The organism is Sphingomonas sp., from assembly GCF_039594485.1.
GTDB lineage: Bacteria > Pseudomonadota > Alphaproteobacteria > Sphingomonadales > Sphingomonadaceae > Sphingomonas.
Genome location: NZ_JBCNNI010000032.1, coordinates 1 through 21140, shown reverse-complemented (window position 1 = coordinate 21140; position 21140 = coordinate 1). Strand labels below are relative to the sequence as shown.

Annotated in this window: 21 protein-coding genes; 10 read left to right on the top strand and 11 right to left on the bottom strand. The window is 66.9% G+C overall.

Annotated features, from left to right (window positions below; translation table 11 throughout):
• Positions 1 to 4: 4 nt before the first annotated feature.
• On the bottom strand, positions 5 to 1951 hold the full coding sequence (locus tag ABDV78_RS14740; RefSeq protein WP_343528163.1) for a SurA N-terminal domain-containing protein: 1947 nt from the start codon (positions 1949 to 1951) through the stop codon (positions 5 to 7).
• Between the two features lie 135 nt (positions 1952 to 2086).
• Here ABDV78_RS14740 and tpiA point away from each other — a divergent pair, with 135 nt between their 5' ends.
• Positions 2087 to 2833, top strand: a complete 747-nt coding sequence (tpiA, locus tag ABDV78_RS14735; protein ID WP_343528162.1) for a triose-phosphate isomerase — start codon at positions 2087 to 2089, stop codon at positions 2831 to 2833.
• Positions 2834 to 2856: 23 nt separating this feature from the next.
• On the opposite strand, the gene ABDV78_RS14730 is transcribed toward tpiA, so the two are convergent.
• Complete coding sequence (locus tag ABDV78_RS14730) at positions 2857 to 4236, bottom strand: leucyl aminopeptidase family protein (RefSeq protein WP_343528161.1); 1380 nt, start codon at positions 4234 to 4236, stop codon at positions 2857 to 2859.
• Positions 4233 to 5633, bottom strand: coding sequence for a serine hydrolase domain-containing protein (locus tag ABDV78_RS14725; RefSeq protein WP_343528160.1), 1401 nt, complete (start codon positions 5631 to 5633; stop codon positions 4233 to 4235). The genes ABDV78_RS14730 and ABDV78_RS14725 overlap by 4 nt, the downstream gene beginning before the upstream one ends.
• A 230-nt stretch (positions 5634 to 5863) precedes the next feature.
• Here ABDV78_RS14725 and ABDV78_RS14720 point away from each other — a divergent pair, with 230 nt between their 5' ends.
• On the top strand, positions 5864 to 6253 hold the full coding sequence (locus tag ABDV78_RS14720; protein ID WP_343528158.1) for an MAPEG family protein: 390 nt from the start codon (positions 5864 to 5866) through the stop codon (positions 6251 to 6253).
• Here the strand turns inward: ABDV78_RS14720 and rimO are convergent.
• The gene (gene rimO / locus ABDV78_RS14715) at positions 6237 to 7577 is read right to left on the bottom strand and encodes a 30S ribosomal protein S12 methylthiotransferase RimO (protein ID WP_343528157.1); all 1341 of its coding nucleotides are present in this window, start codon (positions 7575 to 7577) and stop codon (positions 6237 to 6239) included. The two genes, ABDV78_RS14720 and rimO, sit on opposite strands and share 17 nt — an antisense overlap.
• Positions 7578 to 7697: 120 nt before the next feature.
• Between rimO and ABDV78_RS14710 the strand changes: the two genes are divergently transcribed.
• On the top strand, positions 7698 to 8792 hold the full coding sequence (locus ABDV78_RS14710; protein ID WP_343528201.1) for an anhydro-N-acetylmuramic acid kinase: 1095 nt from the start codon (positions 7698 to 7700) through the stop codon (positions 8790 to 8792).
• A 55-nt stretch (positions 8793 to 8847) separates the two neighbouring features.
• Here ABDV78_RS14710 and ABDV78_RS14705 read toward each other — a convergent pair whose 3' ends face one another.
• Both ABDV78_RS14705 and ABDV78_RS14700 read right to left on the bottom strand, forming a co-directional pair.
• Positions 8848 to 9384: a CHAP domain-containing protein gene (locus ABDV78_RS14705; RefSeq protein WP_343528200.1), complete on the bottom strand. Its 537-nt coding sequence runs from the start codon at positions 9382 to 9384 to the stop codon at positions 8848 to 8850.
• Positions 9385 to 9513: 129 nt separating this feature from the next.
• On the bottom strand, positions 9514 to 10164 hold the full coding sequence (locus ABDV78_RS14700; protein WP_343528156.1) for a hypothetical protein: 651 nt from the start codon (positions 10162 to 10164) through the stop codon (positions 9514 to 9516).
• A gap of 240 nt (positions 10165 to 10404) precedes the next feature.
• On the opposite strand from ABDV78_RS14700, the gene ABDV78_RS14695 reads away from it, so the two are divergent.
• The 3 genes from ABDV78_RS14695 to ABDV78_RS14685 all read left to right on the top strand — a co-directional run bounded on the left by ABDV78_RS14695 (position 10405) and on the right by ABDV78_RS14685 (position 14699).
• Positions 10405 to 12660: a DPP IV N-terminal domain-containing protein gene (locus ABDV78_RS14695; RefSeq protein WP_343528155.1), complete on the top strand. Its 2256-nt coding sequence runs from the start codon at positions 10405 to 10407 to the stop codon at positions 12658 to 12660.
• A gap of 138 nt (positions 12661 to 12798) precedes the next feature.
• Positions 12799 to 13515 (top strand): MgtC/SapB family protein, encoded by a 717-nt coding sequence (locus ABDV78_RS14690; protein WP_343528199.1) that lies wholly within the window; start codon positions 12799 to 12801, stop codon positions 13513 to 13515.
• A gap of 158 nt (positions 13516 to 13673) precedes the next feature.
• Positions 13674 to 14699 (top strand): aspartate-semialdehyde dehydrogenase, encoded by a 1026-nt coding sequence (locus tag ABDV78_RS14685; protein WP_343528154.1) that lies wholly within the window; start codon positions 13674 to 13676, stop codon positions 14697 to 14699.
• 133 nt (positions 14700 to 14832) lie between these two features.
• Here ABDV78_RS14685 and ABDV78_RS14680 read toward each other — a convergent pair whose 3' ends face one another.
• A complete protein-coding gene (locus tag ABDV78_RS14680) occupies positions 14833 to 15468 on the bottom strand; it encodes a YitT family protein (RefSeq protein ID WP_343528153.1) in 636 nt (211 codons plus the stop codon).
• 170 nt (positions 15469 to 15638) lie between these two features.
• Here ABDV78_RS14680 and ABDV78_RS14675 point away from each other — a divergent pair, with 170 nt between their 5' ends.
• Positions 15639 to 16412, top strand: coding sequence for a DUF4019 domain-containing protein (locus ABDV78_RS14675; protein WP_343528152.1), 774 nt, complete (start codon positions 15639 to 15641; stop codon positions 16410 to 16412).
• An 88-nt stretch (positions 16413 to 16500) separates the two neighbouring features.
• The gene (locus tag ABDV78_RS14670) at positions 16501 to 17262 is read left to right on the top strand and encodes an alpha/beta fold hydrolase (RefSeq protein ID WP_343528151.1); all 762 of its coding nucleotides are present in this window, start codon (positions 16501 to 16503) and stop codon (positions 17260 to 17262) included.
• Positions 17263 to 17340: 78 nt separating this feature from the next.
• Here the strand turns inward: ABDV78_RS14670 and ABDV78_RS14665 are convergent, their stop codons facing one another.
• From ABDV78_RS14665 to ABDV78_RS14650, 4 genes are all read right to left on the bottom strand, one after another.
• Positions 17341 to 17805: a hypothetical protein gene (locus ABDV78_RS14665; protein WP_343528150.1), complete on the bottom strand. Its 465-nt coding sequence runs from the start codon at positions 17803 to 17805 to the stop codon at positions 17341 to 17343.
• Positions 17806 to 17864: 59 nt separating this feature from the next.
• On the bottom strand, positions 17865 to 19301 hold the full coding sequence (locus ABDV78_RS14660) for an AMP nucleosidase (protein WP_343528149.1): 1437 nt from the start codon (positions 19299 to 19301) through the stop codon (positions 17865 to 17867).
• Between the two features lie 96 nt (positions 19302 to 19397).
• Complete coding sequence (locus tag ABDV78_RS14655) at positions 19398 to 19616, bottom strand: hypothetical protein (protein WP_343528148.1); 219 nt, start codon at positions 19614 to 19616, stop codon at positions 19398 to 19400.
• Positions 19617 to 19715: 99 nt separating this feature from the next.
• Positions 19716 to 20195, bottom strand: coding sequence for a peroxiredoxin (locus ABDV78_RS14650; protein ID WP_343528147.1), 480 nt, complete (start codon positions 20193 to 20195; stop codon positions 19716 to 19718).
• Between the two features lie 120 nt (positions 20196 to 20315).
• Here ABDV78_RS14650 and ABDV78_RS14645 point away from each other — a divergent pair, with 120 nt between their 5' ends.
• Positions 20316 to 20879, top strand: a complete 564-nt coding sequence (locus ABDV78_RS14645; protein WP_343528146.1) for a YqgE/AlgH family protein — start codon at positions 20316 to 20318, stop codon at positions 20877 to 20879.
• A 132-nt stretch (positions 20880 to 21011) separates the two neighbouring features.
• Positions 21012 to 21140 (top strand): adenosylhomocysteinase (locus ABDV78_RS14640; protein ID WP_343528198.1); only part of this gene is annotated, 129 nt, incomplete at its 3' end.

Below are 21140 nucleotides of genomic sequence, written 5' to 3'. Positions count from 1 at the left end.
GGGCTCAGTTGCTCCCATTGTTCAGCAACTCGGAGCGGACCTTGGCGACGGCCTTGGCATCGGTCTTCACGCCGATCGAGTCGCCCACCGCGCGCGCGAACTGCGAGACATATTCGCGGCCGATCAGACGACCGATATCGGCGCGTGTGGCGCGGATCGCGGCTTCGTTGCCGGTCGCATCGCCCGCATCGATCTTCGTCACGCGGATGATGTACCAGCCCTCGTTACCGGGGGCTTCGAGTGTTCTCGCCTTGCCCTGCGGCATGGAGAAGAGCAGCGCGAGCGGCGCGGCGGCGGGGCTATTCTGCGCGGCGGCCAGTTCGCGGCGCGAGGCGGCGATCGGGCGGACCGGCGGCACGGCAAGGCCGGTTTCCTTCAGCGCCTGCGCCATCGTCATGCCCTTGTTGACCTTGGCGAGCACGGCATTGGCCAGCTTGCGCGCGGCGGCACGCGCCCGGTCGGCGGTCAGGTCGGCGAGCACCTGCGCGCGAACCTGCGCCAGCGGACGCGGCGCGGCGCGCTGGATCTGGCCGAGGCCGACGATCGCGAAGCCGCCATCCTTGCCGACCGGCACGATCTGCGGCGCGTCGCCCTGCTCGGCGGTGAAGGCGGCGGTGATCATCGCGCGCTGATCGGGGGTCGGCTGGAAGGACGGGGCATCGGGGGCAAGGCCCTGCGCGGTGACCGCCGGAGTGGTCTGCGCCTGCAATTTGCGGTCGGCGACCACCTCATCGAAGGTGGCATTGCCCGACAGCGAATCCTCGATCGCGTTGCGCAATTCGCCAAGGGCGGCGGCCTGCTTCTGCTTGGTCAGTTCGGCGACGATCTCGGGACGGGCCTGCGCCAGCGTCTTGCCCGGCACCTGAACGATCGCATCGACACGCGCCACCACGAAGCCGAGCGACCCGCGCACCGGGCCGACGATCGAACCCTGGCTTGCGCCGAACACCGCATCGGCGACCGCGGCCGAACTTTGTGCGGCATAGGCGGCCTTGTCGACGCCCTTCTGCACCGATGCCTCCAGCCCCGCGGCGCGGGCGGCTTCGGCCAGGCTGGCGCCGCCCTTGGTCTTGGCGGCCAGCGCGTTCGCGCCCGCCTGGTCGATGACGATCACCTGGGTCACGTCACGCTTTTGCGTGGCGGCATAGCGCGAGGCGTTGGTCTGGTAATAACGGGCGATCTCCGCCTCGCTGGGCGTCGCCTTGGCGGCGACGGCGGCCGGGTCGACCAGCGCGTAGCGGACGGTGCGACGTTCCGGCAGCGTGTAGCGCTGAACGTTGCGGGTGTAGAAGGTCTGGATATCGGCGTCGCTGGGCGCGGCGCTCGCCGGCACCAGGCGCGTCGGCAGGAAGCCGACCTCGCCGTTGCGCTTTTCGAGCAGCAGCGAGGCATAGGGCAGCGCCATCTGCTGCGCCATCTGGGTCGCGCCGATGGTCGGGAATGTCAGTTGCTGGGCGAACAGCGTGCGCTGAAGGTCGGTACGGACCTGCGCGTCGGTCATCTTTCGCTGGGCCAGAAGCTGCTGATAGAGCGCCGGGTCGAACTGGCCATTGGGGCCGCGAAAGGCCGGGATCGAGGCGATCTGCCCGTCGATCAGGCGGCGCGACACGATCATGCCCTGCTGCTTGCCGAATTCCTCAAGCGCCAGGCCGGTGATCTCCCGCTTCAGCGTGCCCTCGAACCCGCCGGCCGCGATGAACTGCGCCATGTCGAGCGTCGGCTGTTCCTGGCGATAGGCTGCCACCTCGTTCTGTGCGGCGTTGCGCAGGTCGTCGGCGGTGACCTTCGCGCCACCCACTTTGGCCACGGACGAGCCGGTCAGTCCGCCCGCCATGCCGGAGATGTTGGACACGTCGCCCGCCGCGAAGGCGATGGCGATGACGCCCAGCACGATGAAGGTCACGACGACGCCGGCCTTGGAATTGATGATCCGGCGGAAGAAGCTGAGCATGGACGACCGATCGGCAAGGAATAAAAACGCACGTGCTTTAGGGGGCTCACGCGCTCGCATCAAGCTTGTGCCGCGCGCACGATACGCTATCGATGTTGAACGCGTATAACAGAAGACTCGATAGGAGCCCCTGAAATGGCACGGCGCAAATTGGTGGCGGGCAACTGGAAGATGAACGGCTCGCGCGCGGCGCTGGCCGAACTGGACGCCATCGCGGAGGCGGCGCTCGCCGCACCGGGGATCGATGTGGCGATGGCGGTGCCCTTTACCCTGATCGCGCCGGCGGCCGAACGGGTGCCCACCCTGTCGATCGGCGCGGAGGACGTACATGAACGCGATTCCGGCGCGCATACCGGCTGCGTCTCGGCGGGGATGGTGAAGGAGGCAGGGGCCCGCTTCACCATCGTCGGCCATTCCGAGCGGCGCGCGGATCAGGGCGAGACCAGCCAGGATGCCTGGGCCAAGGCGGCGGCGGCGCGTCGGGCCGGGCTGAACGTCATCCTGTGTTGCGGCGAGACCGAGGCGGAGCGCAATGCGGGCCGTGCCGAGCGGGTGGTGCAGGCGCAGATCGAGAAGTCGGTGCCCGACAATGCGGACGGCAGTTGGTTCACGCTCGCCTATGAGCCGCGCTGGGCGATCGGGACGGGGCGGACCCCGACGACGGAAGAGGTCGCCAGCATCCATGCCATCGCCCGCGCCAAGCTGCGCATGCTGATCGGCGATGCGGCGGACGGCGTGCGCATCCTGTATGGCGGATCGGTGACGGGGGAAAATGCCGCCACCCTGCTGTCGGTCGAGAATGTCGACGGCGCGCTGGTCGGCGGGGCGAGCCTGACCGCCGAGAAGTTCGTGCCGATCATCGAGGCGGCGGCGGGCCTGTAGGAAGCCAGGCCCGCCAGCCCGGCTCACGCTCCCGAATAGCGTTCCTTCAACATCCGGTACGCCGCCCGCAGCGCATAGGCGTCGCCCCCCTTGGGCCGACCCGGCTTGCCCGCGGGCCGCCATGCGAACACGTCGAGATGCGCCCAGGCGGTGTCCTTGGGCACGAACCGCCGCAGGAACAGCGCGGCGGTGATCGCGCCCGCAAAACCCCCGTCCGGCGCGTTCACCATGTCGGCGATGTCGGACTTGAGCATGTCGTCATAGCCATCCCAAAGCGGCAGCCGCCACACCGGGTCGTCCTCGGCCACGCCTGCCGCCAGCAGCGCCGTCGCCAGCGCCTCGTCATCGCTGAACAGCGGCGGCAGGTCCGGGCCCAGCGCCACGCGCGCCGCGCCGGTTAGCGTGGCGAAGTCGAGGATCAATTCGGGCTTTTCCTCGCCCGCGCGGGTCAATGCGTCGCCCAGGATCAGGCGGCCTTCGGCATCGGTATTGGTGTTCTCGACCGTCAGACCCTTGCGCGTGCGCAGCACGTCCCCGGGGCGGAAGGACGCCCCCGATACGGCATTCTCGACCGCCGGGATCAAGAGGTGGAGCCGCACCGGCAGCTTTGCCGCCATCACCAGCCCGGCCAGCGCCAGCGCATGCGCCGCGCCGCCCATGTCCTTCTTCATCAGGCGCATGCCAGAGGACGGCTTGATGTCGAGTCCGCCGGTATCGAAACATACGCCCTTGCCGACGATCGCGATGCGCGGATGCGCGGGGTCGCCCCATTGCAGTTCGATCAGGCGCGGCGCGCGGTCGCGCGTGGCGGCCTGACCGACCGCATGGATCATCGGATAGTCACGCGCCAGCGTCTCGCCCGCCGTCACGGTGATCCGGGCATGATGCGCGCTGGCGAGCGCCGCCGCTTCCGCTTCCAGCTCCGCCGGGCCGAGATCGCCTGCGCCGGTATTGACGAGATCGCGGACAAGCGCGGTCGCGGCGGCGATGCGGATCACCTCGTCGCGGTGCGCCACGTCACGGGTCAGCAGGACGCGAGCGCCCGCATCCTCCGCCTTGCGATAGCGGGTGAAGCGATACTGGCCGAGCAGCCAGCCGAGCGCATTCGCCCCGACGTCCATCCCGTCGAGGCGATAGACGCCCTCGGGCAGCGCCTCCGCCAGCTTCGCCAGCGCCCAGGGCGATCCGGCATCGGCGATGCCAGCGACCACGGCAATCCCATCATCCCTGGGGATGAGGAGATGCGTATTCGGTTTGGCGGCGAAACGCTGCGCGGCGGCCAGCGCGCGGATCGTCGCCGACTGGCCGTTCAGCCAGGCGTCGAGGGCGTCGGCGGCCAGCAGCGTGATCGCCCGCGCGGGTTGTCCCCGATCGGGTTGAAGCAGGGGGGTAAAATCCATCATTCTGCAGGGCTCACCAGGAATTGTTCGATCTTTCCGTTCGCGCCGGGCTCGGCATAGGTGCTGATCCGCAGAGCGCGGGCCGGGTAGGTCACGCGATAGGACCGGTTGACGAAGCCGCCCCGCAGGCGCGTCCTGCCCACCTGTTCGATCTTCGTCGGCACGCCGAGCGGCGACAGGCTGGCCCGGTAATCGGCCATGGTCGCGGGCGTGAAATAATAGGCCGCGTCCTCGGTCAGCAGCGACCGGTCGAGCTTCCCCGCCTGAAGCTGGGTATAGACCTGGCGGGTCCGGTCGAGCGCGGCGGCGTCCTCGGCGCTCGGCTTGGGCGCGCGCAGGATGATGCTGGAAATGCCTTTCGCGATCCGGCTCTGCGCATCCGCGAACCAGGCATTGACCGCGACCACCACGGCGGCCTTGTCATCCGGGTAGACGATATTCTCGGTCAGGAAGCCGACCGCCTCGCCGCTATGCTCGACGACGCGGCGGCCGTCCGCCGTGCCGACGCCGACGCCCAACCCGTAATTGGTGCTGGAGCCGTCGGTCAGCTTGACCGCCTTTTCCTGCTCGTCCCAGTCCTGCGGTGGCAACAGTGTGCGGTTCATCCGCGCCACGTCCCATTTGGCCAGGTCCCCCGGCGACATGGCGAGTTCCCCCGCCGCATAGAGCCAGCCCGACGCCGCGGGCGTCTCCACCCGGACGGGGCCGAGCGCGTGGCGAAGATAGCCCTGCGGGAAGCCGCGGCCGACCGCCTTGTCCTGATCGACCGCACGAATGCCCAGGGGGCGGAAGACGCGCGCCTGCAGGAAATCGAGCAGCGGTTGGCCGGACACCTTCTCGACGATCATCCCCGCGACGACATAGCCGGTGTTGGAATATTGCCATTGGGTGCCGGGCTGGAAATCCAGTGGTGCCTTGGCCCAGCGATCGACGATTCCTTGCGGCGTGGTCGGGGTCGCCATCGCCTTGAAGCTGTAATCCTGCGGCCAATAGTCGCGCAGGCCCGAGGTGTGGCTCAGGAGTTGGCGGATGGTGATCTTGTCGCCATCGGTGATGCCGGGGACATATTTGCTGACGCTATCATCCAGCGACAGCTTGCCCTCATCCGCCAGCAACTGGACGGCGGTGGCGGTGAACTGCTTGGAGACGGACGCGATCTGGTAGGGGAGGCTGGGGTCGGCGGGGCTGGTCTGTCCCTCGAACTGCTTGCCATAGGCCTTGGCGAACACGATCCGGCCGCCCCGCACCACCGCGATCGAGGCGGAGGGAACGCCGGTATCGGCCAGCGTCTTCGCCACCAGCGTATCGATCTTCTGTGTTTCGGCCGGGGTCAGCGCTTGGGCAAGAAGCGGAGCGGGAGCGACGAGCGCGACGGCCGCCAGCAAAAAGGGGTATTTCATGGCGCCCAAGGAAGCAGGTTTGCGGGGACGGTGCAACGGGAGCGTTGGGGGCAGGGGCGTGGGCTTCGACTGCGCTCGATGCGAACGGTTCGGCAGAAATTGATGCCACCCCCGCGAAGATCGGGGTCGAGTTGCAATGCCTTGCGTTGGAGAGGGCATATTGCACCTCGGGCGACGCCGTAAAGGGACCCCGGCCCCCGCCGGGGTGGACTGAACGGGAGGGGAAGCTCATGACCACCGAACTGACGATCCTGGGCTGGTCGATCATCCTGTTGTTCATCCACATCGCGCTGCAGTCGCAGATGGCGACGATCGACCGGGGGATCGGATGGAATGCGGGGCCGCGGGACGGGACGCCCGCACCGCTGGGTCGCCATGCCGGGCGTGCCGAGCGGGCCTTCGCCAATTATCGCGAGACCTGGCCGGTCTTCATCGCACTGGCGCTGGGCTTGGCGGTCACCGGGCGGAGCGGCGGGATCGCGGCGACCGGCGCGTGGATATGGTTCCTCGCGCGGGTCGCCTATGTGCCGCTGTACCTCTTTGGCGTCCGCTATGTCCGGTCGCTGGCCTATCTGGTGTCGATGGCCGGATTGGTGATGATGCTCATGCGTTTCCTGTGACCGGCACGCCGTACAGGTCGTGCTCGTCGGCATCCTCGATCTCGACCGCCACGATGTCGCCGACCGTCAGATGCCCGGCGTCACGCAGGAAGACCTCTCCGTCGATCTCGGGCGCGTCGGCTTGGCTACGGCCCGTCGCGCCGCCTTCGTCATCCACCGCGTCGATGATGACGGGCAGGGTGCGGCCGACCTTGGCGGCGAGCTTGGCGGCGGAGATGGCGGCGGTCTTTTCCATGATCCGCGCGTAACGCTCTTCCTTCACTTCCTCGGGGACGTGATCGGGCAGGGCGTTGGCGGCCGCGCCCTCGACGGGCTCGAAGCGGAAGGCACCGACCCGGTCGAGCTGCGCCTCGTCCAGCCAGTCGAGCAGATATTCGAAATCCTCCTCCGTCTCGCCGGGGAAGCCGACAACGAAGGTCGAGCGGATCGCGATATCGGGGCAGATGTCGCGCCACTGATGGATGCGTTGCAGCACCTTGGCGTCATTGCCGGGGCGCTTCATGCGGCGAAGGACCGATGGCGCGGCATGCTGGAACGGAATGTCCAGATAGGGCAGCACCAGCCCCTCGGCCATCAGCGGGATCACCTGATCCACATGCGGATAGGGATAGACGTAATGCAACCGCACCCACGGCGCGATCTTGCCCAGTTCGCGGGCTAGGTCGGTCATGTGCGGCACGACCTCCTGCCCCTTCCACATCCGCGGTTCCTTGCGGATGTCGATGCCATAGGCCGAGGTATCCTGGCTGATGACCAGCAGCTCGCGCGTGCCCGCCGCGACCAGCTTCTCCGCCTCGCGCAGGATGGCGTCGGGGCGGCGGCTGACCAGATCGCCGCGAAGCGACGGGATGATGCAGAAGCTGCACCGATGGTTGCAGCCCTCCGAAATCTTCAGATAGCTGTAATGGCGCGGTGTCAGCTTCAGGCCGGCATCGGGGATCAGGTCGATATAGGGCGACAGGTTGGCGGGCGCGGCGGCGTGGACGGCCTCCACCACCTGCTCATATTCATGCGCGCCGGTGATGGCGAGCACGTCCGGGAATCGGGTGCGGATCGCCTCGGCTTCCTTGCCCATGCATCCGGTCACGATGACGCGGCCATTCTCCTTGATCGCCTCGCCGATCGCCTCAAGGCTTTCCTCCTTGGCGGAGTCGAGAAAGCCGCAGGTGTTGACGAGCACGACGTCCGCGCCCGCATAGTCGGGCGACATCTGATAGCCATCGGCGCGAAGCTGGGTCAGGATGCGTTCGCTGTCGACCAGATTCTTGGGACAGCCGAGCGAGACCATGCCGACGCGCGGCGGAGTAGGGAGTTTGGTTGCCATGGGATACGCGCGCACATAGGGCAAAATGCGACGCTTTTCCAGATGGCCTCAACGCATGTGGTCGACAGCGTGCGGCGATCCCGGCAAGAGGGGCATATAACATAGGTGGGTGAAGGCGTGATGCTGGCGATCGGATTGATGTCGGGGACCTCGCTGGATGGGGTGGACGCCGCGCTGATCGAAACCGATGGCGAGGCGCTCGTTCGGCCGATCGCCTTTCGGGGCGAGGCCTATTCCGACCTGGCCCGGGCCGAACTGGCGGAGGCGACCGCGCTGGCGCTGACCTTCGACCGGCCGCGCGCCAGCCCGTCGATCGTCGCGGCCAGCGATTTGATCGTGCGGACCCATGCGATGGTCGTTCAGAAGCTGCTGCGCGATGCGGGCGTCGAGGCGGAGGCGGTCGACGTCATCGGTTTCCATGGCCAGACGGTCGCGCATCGTCCCGACCGCGGCTGGACCTGGCAGATCGGCGACGGACAGGCGCTGGCCGATGCGACGGGCATCGTCACCGTGTCGGACTTCCGCTCGGCCGATGTCGCGGCGGGTGGGCAGGGCGCGCCCCTCATCCCCATCTATCACGCCGCGCTGGCCGCCGATCTTGCCAAGCCGGTGGCGATCCTGAACCTGGGCGGCGTCGCCAATATCAGCTGGATCGGTCGCGACGGGGCGCTGATCGCGTTCGACACCGGCCCGGCCAATGGCCTGATCGACCATTGGATGGAGGCGGAGACCGGCCAGCGCTATGACGCGAACGGGGATATGGCGGCGGCGGGGCGGGTCGAGCCGACGGTGCTCGACACCATGATGGACAATGGCTGGTTCGACCTCGCCCCGCCCAAGTCGCTCGATCGCAACGACTTCACTATCCAGCCGGCGCGGGGGCTGTCGGCGGCGGATGGTGCCGCGACGCTGACCGCCTTTACCGCGCGGACGGTGGCGCGCGCGCTGGACCATCTGCCCGAGCGGCCAGACCGCCTGCTGGTCGCGGGCGGCGGGCGGCATAATGCCACGATGCTGGCGATGATCGCGGCCGAGACGGGCCTGACTCCCGAGCCGACCGATGGGCAGGGTTGGGACGGCGATGCGCTGGAGGCGCAGGGCTTCGCCTATATGGCGGTGCGGCGGCTGACGGAACGGCCGATCAGCTTTCCGGGCACGACCGGGGTGGCCGCGCCGATGACGGGGGGCGTGGTGCACCGGCCGGCATCGGTCTGAGCCGGAGCTGCCCGAGCGCCGCTCGGGGACCGTTCGAGGGGGTGCCTATCGCCGATCAGCGTGCGACATAGGCGTCGATCAGCGCGCCGACATAATCGGGCTTGTCGCCGGTCAGTTCGGGGGCCGTGCGCCCCTTGCCATAGATGAAGCCGTATATGGGATAGGTCGAACTGCCGAGCCCGTCCGAGTCGCGGAACCAGACCTTGACCATGCTCCAGTCATTGGCGGGCGAGACGTCGAACAGCGTCACGTCCTGTTCGGCATGGCCGCGCTCGCCATTCTGGAGCGACCAGTTGGCATGGGTCAGCATCAGGACGCGGTCCTCGACGACGCGGCTGACCACCGCGACATGGCCCAGCGGCAGGCGGCTCGTCCTCTCGAACACGACGACCGCGCCGACGCGGGGGCTGTGGCCACGCGGATATTTGCCCTCCGCCTGGCCCCACCATGTCCAGGCATCGCCATAGATCGGGATACCGGAGGCTTGACGGGCAAAGGGTACGCACTGGCCGACATAATCGAGCAACGATCGCGCCTGGAGCGGCAACGCGATCGTCAGTGCGCAGAGCGATATTATTGCTTTGAACACCATGGCTTTCATGGCGATCACGCTAGCATCGACCGCTTAATCGGGAATGGTGCGAGTCGGTTAACGCGGCGTTAGGGTGATGAGTCGAGGGATATCCACGCCGAATGGCGAACCCCCCGGACGGTCGGCATACTATCCCCTGCGGGCGCTGGCCCGGGCCTCCAGAATGTCCCACAGGCCGCGATGCTGGCCGAGCAGTTGAGTCGCCCCGAATCCCCGCGCGCGCGGCAGGCCGAGGGCGAATTCGTCCTGCGCCACGTCGAGGATCGGCGGGGGAAGATCCAGTGGCAGGACTGGCACGCCGAATCGGCGCGCGGCCTGATCGAGGACCTGCCGGATCGCCCGCCAGTCGAGGATCAGCGCGGAGACAGCACCCGTGGCGCAACCGCGCCGATCGGAATTGGCCAGCATCTCCAGCGTGTGGCGCAACTGGGTCAGCGCCGCGTCGGTCAGCGCCTGGCCGGGCGTGGAAGGCAGGGGACCGGCGGCGGAGGTCAGATTGGCGAGGAAGGCGCGCTCCTGCGCAAAGGCCCTGGAGGACTGGATCAGCCAGGGCAGCGTTTCGATCTCGATACCGCGCGCCATGGCGTAATCGATCATGCTGGGGTGGTTGCCATGGACGGTGCAGATGGCGTGGACCGCATCGGTCAGGTCGTGGAGCAACGCCTGCGGCATCAGCAGTGCATGGACATGGGGGTGCGCCGCGCTACCGAGCTGCGCCAGGATAGCAAGAATGTCACCCCGCCGATCGGGTTGAGTGTCGATTGCCGTCGAGATCGCCATGTCCGTTCCGATAAAGCCCCGGCCACGGCAAGAGATGGGCAGTCCCGGTACCGTTTCCATCGCACATCTTAATCCAAATTTGTTAACGCGGAGTTTACGGATTGCCTCGGCGGCGAAGGCGGGGGCGGCGTGAGGCGGCGGCCTTGCGGCAAACCCGCTTTACGGATCGCCATGCCCTCGCGATAACGCGCCGCCATGCGCCGGGTTCGATCCGGCGGTGAAGGGTCTGGAGTGGTATGGATGCGCAAATGGGTGCTGGGGCTGGCGCTGGCTTCGGTCGGGGTTTCGATCGCAATGGGTTCGGGAGCGCCGGCCATGGCCGCTGAGACGGATGCGAAGCAGGGCGAGCTGACGCTGGCGCGGGTCTTTGGCAGCCCCGATCTGTCGGGATCGCAGCCGCGCGGGCTGCGCCTGTCGCCCGACGGGACGCTGCTGACGTCGTTGCGCCCGCGCGCGGACGAACGCGAACGGCTCGACCTCTGGGCGCGCGACACGCGGACCGGCGAGGAGCGGATGCTGGTCGATTCCAAGAAGGTCGGCTCGGGCGCCGAACTGTCCGAGGCGGAGAAGATGCAGCGCGAGCGCGCGCGCATCGGCGGATCGAAGGGCATCGTCGCCTATGACTGGGCGCCCGACGGCAAGTCGATCCTGGTGCCGCTCGACGGCGACCTGTATCTCGCCGGCCTTGACGGGCAGGTCCGTCGCCTGACCAACACGCCGGGCGGTGAGTTGAACCCGATCGTCAGCCCCAAGGGCGGCTATGTCAGCTTCGTGCGCGACCAGAATTTGTGGGCCATGCCCTTGGGCGGGGGTGAGGCGCGGCCGCTGACCACCGAAGGCGGCGGCACTGTCCATTTCGGCGAGGCGGAGTTCGTCGCGCAGGAGGAGATGCATCGCTTCACCGGCTATTGGTGGAGTCCCGACGAGCGCTACATCGCGGTCGAGCGGTTCGATGAGGCCCCCGTCAAGGTCGCCGTCCGCGCCGCCATCGGTGCGGCGGGCACCAAGGTCTATGAGCAACGCTATCCGGCGGCGGGCACGCCCAACGCGCTGGTCGACCTCTATGTCATGAAGGCGGACGGATCGGGCCGGGTAAAGGTCGATCTCGGCCCGAATCCCGACATCTATCTGGCGCGTGTCGACTGGACGCCGGACGGCAAGACTTTGCTCGTCCAGCGCGAAAGCCGCGACCAGAAGACGCTCGACATGCTGCGCGTCGATCCGACCACGGGCAAGTCGACCCTGCTCTTCACCGAGCGTTCGGGTGAGCGGAGCTGGCTGAACCTGTCCGACGCCTATCGCCCGATGAAGGATGGCAGCCTGATCTGGCGGTCGGAGCGCGACGGCTATGGCCATCTCTATCGCTTCGCAAACGGCCAGTGGACGCAACTGACCAAGGGGCCGTGGGTCGTCACCAACCTGGTGGGCGTCGACGAGGCCAAGGGGCGGCTCTATTTCACCGGCCTGAAGGACGATGTGCTCGAACAGCATCTCTATGCCGTCGACATCGCGCATCCGAACGTCATCACCCGCCTGACCGAGCGCGGCTATACCAACAGCGCGACGATGGACTCGTCGGCCAGCCGCTTCATCGTCTCGCGCTCCAGCCCGAGCCAGCCGACCCAGGTCTATCTGGCCGACACCACCGGCAAGCGGCTGAGCTGGATCAACGAGAATGCGATTGTCGCGGGCCATCCCTATGCGCCCTATCTCGCCAGCCATCGCGAGACGAAGTTCGGCACGATCAAGGCCGATGACGGCACGACGCTCTATTGGGAGATGATCACCCCCAAGCTGGAGCCGGGCAAGCGCTACCCCGTCTTCTTCCAGCATTATGGCGGTCCCGGCACCGGCCAGCAGGTCACGCGCGGATGGCAGGGCGCTCTGCCGCAATATCTGGTCGATCAGGGCTGGATTTTCTTCCAGATCGACAATCGCGGCTCGTATAATCGCGGCAAGGCGTTCGAGGATGCCATCTACCACGCGATGGGCACGGTCGAGGTCGCCGACCAGCTTGCGGGCGCGAACTATCTGAAGACGTTGCCCTTCGTCGATCCGGCGCGGATTGCGACCTATGGCTGGTCTTACGGCGGCTATATGTCGATCAAGATGCTGGAAAAGACGCCGGGCGTCTATGCCGCCGCCGTGTCGGGCGCGCCGGTCACCGACTGGCAGCTTTACGATACCCATTATACCGAGCGGTATCTGGGCGATCCGCGGACCGACCCGAAGAGCTATGAAACGTCGCAGGCGATCACCGATGCCGCGAAGATCCGCGACCCGCTGATGCTGATCCACGGCATGGCGGACGACAATGTGTTCCTCGACAATGCGACCGCCTTCGCGGCCGAGATGCAGAAGACGGATACGCCGTTCGAGATGATGCTCTATCCTGGGCAGACCCACCGCGTCGGCGGCCCGGGCGTGTCGGAGCATCTGTGGCACACGATCCTGAACTTCCTCGACCGGACGGTGAAGGACAAGAAGGCGAAATAACGCCGTCATTCCTCCCCTGTAAGGGGGGGGCAGGGCGCAGCCCTGACGGAGGGGTGTCCACGCTGGCGGTGACACCCCTCCACCACCGCTTCGCGGCGGTTCCCCTGCCCTTGCAGGGGAGGAACTAGGGTGACGCATATGGCATTCCTGAAGACCTTCCATCTCTGGCCGTTCCTCGACACGCTGGTCAGCTATCTGACCGCGTTCGTGCTGGGCACGGTGATCGGGGCGGAGCGGCAGTACCGCCAACGCACCGCCGGGCTGCGCACCAACGCGCTGGTTGCGATCGGCGCGGCGGCCTTTGTCGATCTTGGCCAGCGGCTGGGCGGCGATGTCGAGTCGATCCGCATCATCGCCTATGTCGTGTCGGGGATTGGCTTCCTCGGGGCGGGCGTCATCATGAAGGAGGGGATGAACGTCCGTGGCCTGAACACGGCGGCGACCCTGTGGTGCTCGGCGGCGGTCGGCTCGATCGCGGGCAGCGACATGGTGGCGGAGGCCATCCTGCTGACCGGCATGGTGTTGCTGGCGAACACCGCGCTGCGCCCGCTGGTCGATGCGATCAACCGCATCCCGGTCGAGGGGCGACATGTCGAGGCGACCTACACGGTCAGCCTGACGACGACCGCCGCCAATGCCGGGCCGGTCGGCGATCTTCTGGTCGAGCATCTGGAACGCGCGGGCCTCCCCGTTGCGGAACTGGAAACGGAAGAGCGCGGCGAGGATCAGGCGGCCGTCACTGCCACCCTGACCAGCACCATCATCGAGGCGGGCGAACTCGACCGGATCACCGATCATTTCCAGGCCGTCCATGGCATCGCCCACGCCACCTGGGCGGCCAGCACGCATGATTGAACGCCACTCCGTCGCCCCGGCAGCGCAGGCTGGGGCCTTTCCTGGCGATGGCTCCCTTAAACCCCCGCTTGCTTCTCCCAAATGCGCACTATTCGTAAAGTCGGTGGACGTGTCCGCGCAATGACGCTACCGGCTCACGCTTCCGAGTGGAGGGTTTAATGGGTTATCGCGTGGTGGTCGCCGGGGCGACGGGCAATGTCGGCCGGGAAATGATCAACATTCTGGCGGAGCGGGAATTCCCGATCGACGAGCTGGCGGTCGTCGCCTCGTCGCGCAGCCAGGGCGACCAGATCGAATTTGGTGAGACCGGCAAGAAACTCACGATCAAGAATATAGAGCATTTCGATCCCGCCGGCTGGGACATTGCGCTGTTCGCGATCGGATCGGACGCGACGAAGGTCTATGCCCCCAAATTCGCCGCCGCCGGTTGCGTCGTGATCGACAATTCGTCGCTCTATCGCATGGACCCGGACGTGCCGCTGATCGTGCCGGAAGTGAACCCGGACGCGATCGACGGCTATACGGCCAAGAACATCATCGCCAACCCCAACTGCTCGACCGCGCAGATGGTCGTGGCGCTGAAGCCGCTCCACGACAAGGCGACGATCAAGCGCGTCGTCGTCGCGACCTATCAGTCGGTGTCGGGCGCGGGCAAGGCGGGCATGGACGAACTGTTCGAGCAGAGCCGCAACATCTTCGTCGGCGACCCTGCCGAGCCCAAGAAGTTCACCAAGCAGATCGCCTTCAACGTGATCCCGCACATCGACAGCTTCCTGGAGGACGGCTCCACCAAGGAAGAGTGGAAGATGGTGGCCGAGACCAAGAAGATCCTCGACCCCAAGGTCAAGGTGACGGCGACCTGCGTCCGCGTGCCCGTGTTCGTCGGCCATTCCGAGGCGCTGAACATCGAGTTCGAAGAGGAAATCTCGGCCAAGGAAGCGCAGGACATCCTGCGCGAGGCGCCCGGCGTCATGCTGATCGACAAGCGTGAGGACGGCGGATACGTCACCCCGATCGAATGCGTGGGCGACTATGCGACCTTCATCAGCCGCGTGCGGGAGGACTCGACGGTCGACAACGGCCTGTCGCTGTGGTGCGTGTCGGACAATCTCCGCAAGGGGGCCGCGCTGAACGCGGTGCAGATCGCCGAGCTTCTCGGCCGTCGCCACCTGAAGAAGGGCTGAAGCTGAAAATTCCTCCCCTGCAAGGGGAGGGTGACCAGCGAAGCTGGTGGAGGGGTGTCCCGCGCTCGATGGGGTGACACACCTCCGTCAGGCGTGGCGGCCTGCCACTTCCCCTTGCAGGGGAGGAAGTGATTCACCGCCCCATGTAAAGCCCCGGCCGGTGCCAGGCGAAGAGGATCAGGCTGATCGCCGCCGCGCTGATCGCCGACCAGATCAACTGGGTGCCTGTCACCACCGGGATGGCGAGGCTGAGGATCAAGACGTCGAGCGCGACCTGGGTCAGTCCCATATTCCATCCGCGCTTGCGATAGAGCCAGATGGTGATGACCCCGGTTCCGCCGACCCCGGCCTGATGCCGGGCGAGCGACAATATCCCCATGCCGATCACCGTGCCGCCGACCAGCGCGGCAAAAGCCGGGTGGACCGTATCGACATGCACCGACACGCGCGTAATCGCCGAGGCGACGCCGATCCCGACATTGACCAGCACGGTCTTCACCGCGAACCGCGCGCCCATCACCTTGTGCGCGAACAGGAAGAAGGGGATGTTGACCAGCGTGAACAGCACGCCCGCGGGCAGCGGGATCAGGTAGGACAGCAGCAGTGCGACACCCGCGATCCCGCCGGTGACCAGCCCCGCCGCCTTCAGGAACACGAGCCCGACGATCAGCAGCGTACAGCCGATGAAGATTGCATAGGCATCCTCAAGCAGGCTGTGCGGCCGCCCGATCGGGCTGGGCGGCGGAGTATCGGCTGTGGCTGCGGTCATCGAGGGTCCGGTTATGGGTCCGGCATCCTATCCTGATCGTCCTGCTTCTGGCGGCAGGTCGCGCGCTTCTAACGCATCTGCCGGGCCAAGCCAAATGGGGCACGCCCTCGAAGCGCGGGTACAAATTATTGGGGGTGGCGACGCGCTGGGGGCGGACATAGGGCGGGGCGATGACCATGCGGGATAAACACGGGATCGCGGCGCTGACCGACAAGGAGAAGCAGACGCTGCGCCTGATTGTCCGGGGCCATGATGCCAAGTCGATCGCGCAGAATCTCGACCTGTCGGTCCACACCATCAACGAGCGGCTGCGCGACGCCCGTCGCAAGCTGGCGGTGTCGAGCAGTCGGGAGGCGGCCCGCCTGCTGCTCGATGCGGAAGGGGGCGTGTCGCTCCCCGAAAATGTCGGGGACAGAAGGATTGGGGAAGATCGATCGCCCGCGTCGGCCGATGACGGCCCGGCGCCGATCGTCGGCGCAACGGGTGGTGTTCGCCGTCCCCTGATCCTGATGGGAGCAACGCTCATGACCTTTGCCCTTGGCCTGCTGGCTCTTGCTGGCCTGACCCATATGACCCCTCCCGCGCAAATGACCGCGTCGACTTCGACGGTGCCCCCCGATCCGGCGGTGGTGGATGCCGCGCAACGCTTTCTGGCGCTGGTCGACCAGGGGCGCTGGGCCGACAGCTACCGCGCGACCGGCTCGGCCTTTCGCAAGCTCAACACCGAGCCGGTCTGGGCGGCGGCATCCGAAAAGGCGCGGACACCCCTGGGGAAACTCGTGTCGCGGACCTTCCTGAGCCAGGACGATATCCCCGCGCCGCCCGCCGGATATCAGATGGTCCGGTTCAGGACGCGCTTCGAATCCTCGGCCGATGTGATCGAGACGGTCACGCTGGAGCGCGAACGTGGCGAATGGCGGATTACGGGCATCACCATCGGATAGCGGCGCGGGGATCCTGCCAAAGCCCGTGCCAATCCCGCGCGATACGGTATAGGACGCCTCCAACCCGCGCCCTGACCGGAGATGACCCTTGGCCGACACCGCCCCCGAAACCCGCTTCTTCGACAGCTTCGACGGGACGCCGATCGCGTGGCGCGAAATGGGGGAGGGGCGGCCTCTGGTGCTGATCCATGGCTATTTCTCCGACGCCTATACCAACTGGATCCGCTATGGCCACGCGGCCGCCATCGCGGCCGGTGGCTATCGCGTCATCATGCCCGACCTGCGCGCGCATGGCGAAAGCGGCAAGCCGCATGATCCCGCCGCCTATCCGGTGGACGCCCTGACCCGCGACGGCCATGCGCTGGTCGAGCATCTGGGGCTGACCGATTACGATCTGGGCGGCTATTCGCTGGGCGCGCGGACGGTCAGCCGGATGCTGGCGACCGGGGCGGAGCCGGGCAAGGCGATCTTTGCGGGCATGGGGCTGGAGGGCCTGCTCCACACCGGGCGGCGGGTCGAGCATTTCACCAATATCCTGACCCGGCTGGGCGAGCACAAGCGTGGCAGCCCGGAATGGATGGCGGAGGCGTTCCTGAAGACCACCGGCGGCGACCCGGTGGCGCTGCTCCATATCCTCAAGACCTTTGCCGATACGCCGATGTCCGCGATCGAGGGGTTCGACCTGCCCGCGCTGGTCGTGGCGGGCGTCGATGATTTCGACAATGGCGCGGCGGTCGATCTGGCCGATGCCCTGCCGCGCGGCCGCTATGTCGAGATACCGGGCAACCATATGAGTTCGGTGACGAAGCCCGAACTGGGCGCGGCGATCGCGCAATTCCTGAACACCTGACGGCGGCGGCCCGCCATTGCGGGCGGCGTCGGAATCCCAGGGCCGGTCTGAACGTCGATCGGCCCTGACTCTGCTTGCCTAAACCTCCTTGTCGTCCTCATGTCCGGTCTCGTCCTGCTTCGGGCTGCTGCCGCGCAGGGACAGCAAAGCCGCCGTTACGCCCGCGGCCGCCGCCAGGCTGCCAAGGATCGAGGCGACGCCCCATTTGCCGCCGATCCTGTCCAGCCCATGTTTCCCCAGTGCCGGAGCGGGGGCGGGCTTGATCGTGGCGGGTTTGCGTGGGCTGGCCTTGCGCGGCGCGGTGCGCTTGGTGGAGCGGGGCTTGGGCGGCGCCTTGGACGGCGACTTGGGCTGGGGCGCAGGCGGCGGCGCGTCCGACGCGGTATCTCCGGTCGACGCGACGGGGGGCTCTTCTGCCGAATGCTCGGGCTTTTCGATCGCCTTGGGCACGGGGCGCTTGCGCGGCGCGGCGCTGCCTGCCGTCTTCGGAGCGGCACGGCGGCGGGGTGGGCGTGGCTTTTTCGGGTCTGCAGGCTCGACCATCGACTATCCCCTGTTTTCAGTTCGTACCCGTAACGCTCACCCCCGCCGCCGGTTGCGGATCAGCGGAAGGGCGGTTCGCTGAACGCGCGAAGCTTGCGGCTGTGCAGCTTGTTGCCCTCGCGGCGAAGCTGCTCGCACGTTTCGATGCCGATCCGCATATGCTCGCTGATCGCGCGTTCGTAGAAGCGATTGGCCTGTCCGGGCAGCTTCAGCTCGCCATGCAGCGGCTTGTCCGAGACGCAGAGCAGCGTCCCATAGGGCACGCGGAAGCGATAACCCTGCGCGGCGATGGTGGCCGATTCCATGTCGATGCCGACCGCCCGGCTGAGCGAGAAGCGCAGCGCCGATTTGGAATAGCGCAGTTCCCAATTGCGGTCGTCGGTGGTGACGATCGTGCCGGTGCGCAGGCGGCGCTTGAGTTCGTCGCCCGACTGGCCGGAGACGATCTCGGCCGCCTTGGCGAGCGCGACCTGGACCTCCGCGATCGCGGGCACCGGGATTTCGGGGGGCAGCACATCGTCCAGTACATGGTCGTCGCGCAGATAGGCATGGGCGAGCACATAGTCGCCGATCCGCTGGCTGGGGCGAAGGCCGCCGCAATGGCCGATCATCAGCCATGCCTCGGGCCGCATGACCGCCAGGTGGTCGCAGATCGTCTTCGCGTTGGACGGGCCGACGCCGATATTGACCAGCGTGATGCCGGTGCCGTCCTTGGCGACCAGGTGATAGGCGGGCATCTGGTGCCGCCGCCACGCGCTGTCGGTGACGATCTTGTCGACATCCTCGGGCCGCTCGATCACGATCCCGCCCGCGCCCGACAGCGCGGTGAAGCGCGATCCCTCGCCCAGTTGCGACGCGCCCCAGCGGACGAACTCGTCGACATAGCGGTGATAGTTTGTGAACAGGACATAGCGCTGGCAATGTTCGGGCGGCGTGCCGGTATAATGGCGAAGCCGCGCCAGCGAGAAGTCGGTGCGCAGCCCGTCGAACAGCGCCAGCGGCCGGTTGCCGTCGGCGGTCATCCAGAGCCCGTCGGCGATCTCGTCACCGATATGCGCCAGCTCGGTCGCGGGGAAGAAGCGCGCCAATTCGGCGGCCGACACCGTGTCCAGGCTCAGGGCATGGCCGGGGTCCAGCACATAGGGGAAGGGGATTTCCTGCCGCCCCGCCACCGCCTCGACCGTGACGTCGTAATCCTCGATCAGCAGGGTGAGCTGTTCGACCAGATAATCGGCGAACAGCGCGGGCTTGGTCACGCTGATCCGGTATTCGCCCGGCGATACCAGCCGCCCGAACGAGCGCATTGGCGTCGGTCGGCCGCCTTCGCCGCGATAGGTCAGGCGGATTTCGGGATAGGTGAAACAGCCATGGGCCCGATCCTCCAGGCTCGGCACGGCGCCGTCGGCAAGATAGGCGGTCAGCGCGTCCTTCAGGCGCGTGACGGAGGCGGTATAAAGCTTGTCGAGTTCCTCGACGATCTGCGCGGCTTGGGTCATCACACAGGAGCTAGGCCCTGTTGCGGAAGCTGGCAAGCGGGGCGCGGTCGGCGATGCCGCCAGCCGCGCCCCGTCAATCGATACCGTCCCTAAGGATCAGGCACCCTGGGCCGAGTTGTCGTCATCGGCGGGGGTGCGCAGCTTGGCCGCGCCGAGCGCCGCGCCAGCCACGGCGGCGGCGACGCCAGCCGCGATACCGGCCGCCGCATAGGGGTGGCCCTTGACCTTGTCGCCGGCTGCCCTGGCCGCCCCTTGGGCCTTTTCGGCAAAGCTCTTGGCCTGCTCCTGCTTTTCGGGGGGAACATAGGTGGTCATGACCGGATTCCTCTCATCTATGAACGCTTCGTCAGGGAAAACGCGCAGGCCCGAGCCACTGTTCCGCGCGCGATCCGAACGTTTCGGCCTTTCGTCCGATCAGAGATTGTCGAGCAGATGCTCGGCCGAGCTGACCTTGAACTCGCCCGGCGCTTCGACGAACAACTGCTCGACCACGCCGTCCTTGACCAGCATCGCATAACGCTGGCTGCGCGTGCCCATGCCGAACTTGGTGCCATCCAGCGTCAGGTCGATCGCCTTGGCGAAGTCGGCATTGCCGTCGGCCAGCATGGTGATGTCGTCCGCCGCGTTGGTCTGGCCCCAGGCCTTCATGACAAAGGCGTCGTTGACCGAGATACAGGCGATCTCGTCGATCCCCTTGGCCTTCAGGGCATCCGCCTGTGCGATGAAACCGGGCAGGTGCTGCGCCGAACAGGTGGGTGTGAAGGCGCCCGGCACCGCGAACAGCGCGACGCGGCGACCCGCGAAATAATCGGCCGTTGATACCTGTTCGGGGCCCTCGGGCGTGACCTTGACCAGCGTGGTGGTGGGAAGACGGTCTCCGACCTTGATCGTCATTATGGGGATCCTAGGGGCAATGTCCCGGCACCATGCCGGGCTTCGGCAGCGGTTGATGTGGCCGAACGCGGGGATATTTCAAGCATGGCGAGGCGAAGCGGTGATCCCTATAGTCGGCCCGTGCATCAACTGACCTTTCTATCCGGCCAATTCCTGCTGGCCATGCCGGGCATGGCGGACCCCCGGTTCGACCATGCGATCATCGCCATGTGCGCCCATGACGAAGGCGGCGCGCTGGGCATCGGACTGGGCGCGACGATCGACGGAATCGGCTTCCACGCGCTGCTCGACCAGTTCGAGATCGCGCATGGCGACGCCCCTGACGCGCCGGTCCATTATGGCGGCCCGGTCGAGCCCAGGCGTGGCTTCGTCCTCCACACCCATGACTGGCAGGGGCAGGACAGCGTCGATGTCGCGGGCCGCTGGGTTCTGTCCAGCACGATCGACGTGCTGCGCGCCATTGCGGAGGGGAGCGGGCCGGAACGCTGGGTCGTCGCGCTGGGCTATGCCGGCTGGGATGCCGGACAGCTGGAGGACGAACTGTGCGAGCCCGGCTGCTGGTTCAATGTCGCCGGCGAGCGGGAGATCCTGTATGACATGCTGGCCAAGGATCGGTGGCAGGCGGGTTTCGGCGCGGCGGGCGTCGATCCGCGCCAGCTCGTGACGGGGGGCGGCACCGCCTGAGGGGCACACTCCATTTCGCGATATAAAGATATCTTTATATTTGATCCGTAAAGCGAAGGCCGCTAAGGCGTCGGCCGTGCCGATCGGCGTGTGTCACGTCTTGGTCGGCCCCATTTTGCACGGAGTTTCGTCGTGTCCACGACTGCCGCCACCAAGAACGATTACGTCATCAAGGATATCGGCCTGGCCGATTTCGGCCGCGCCGAGATCAAGATCGCCGAGACCGAGATGCCCGGCCTGATGGCCCTGCGCGAGGAATTC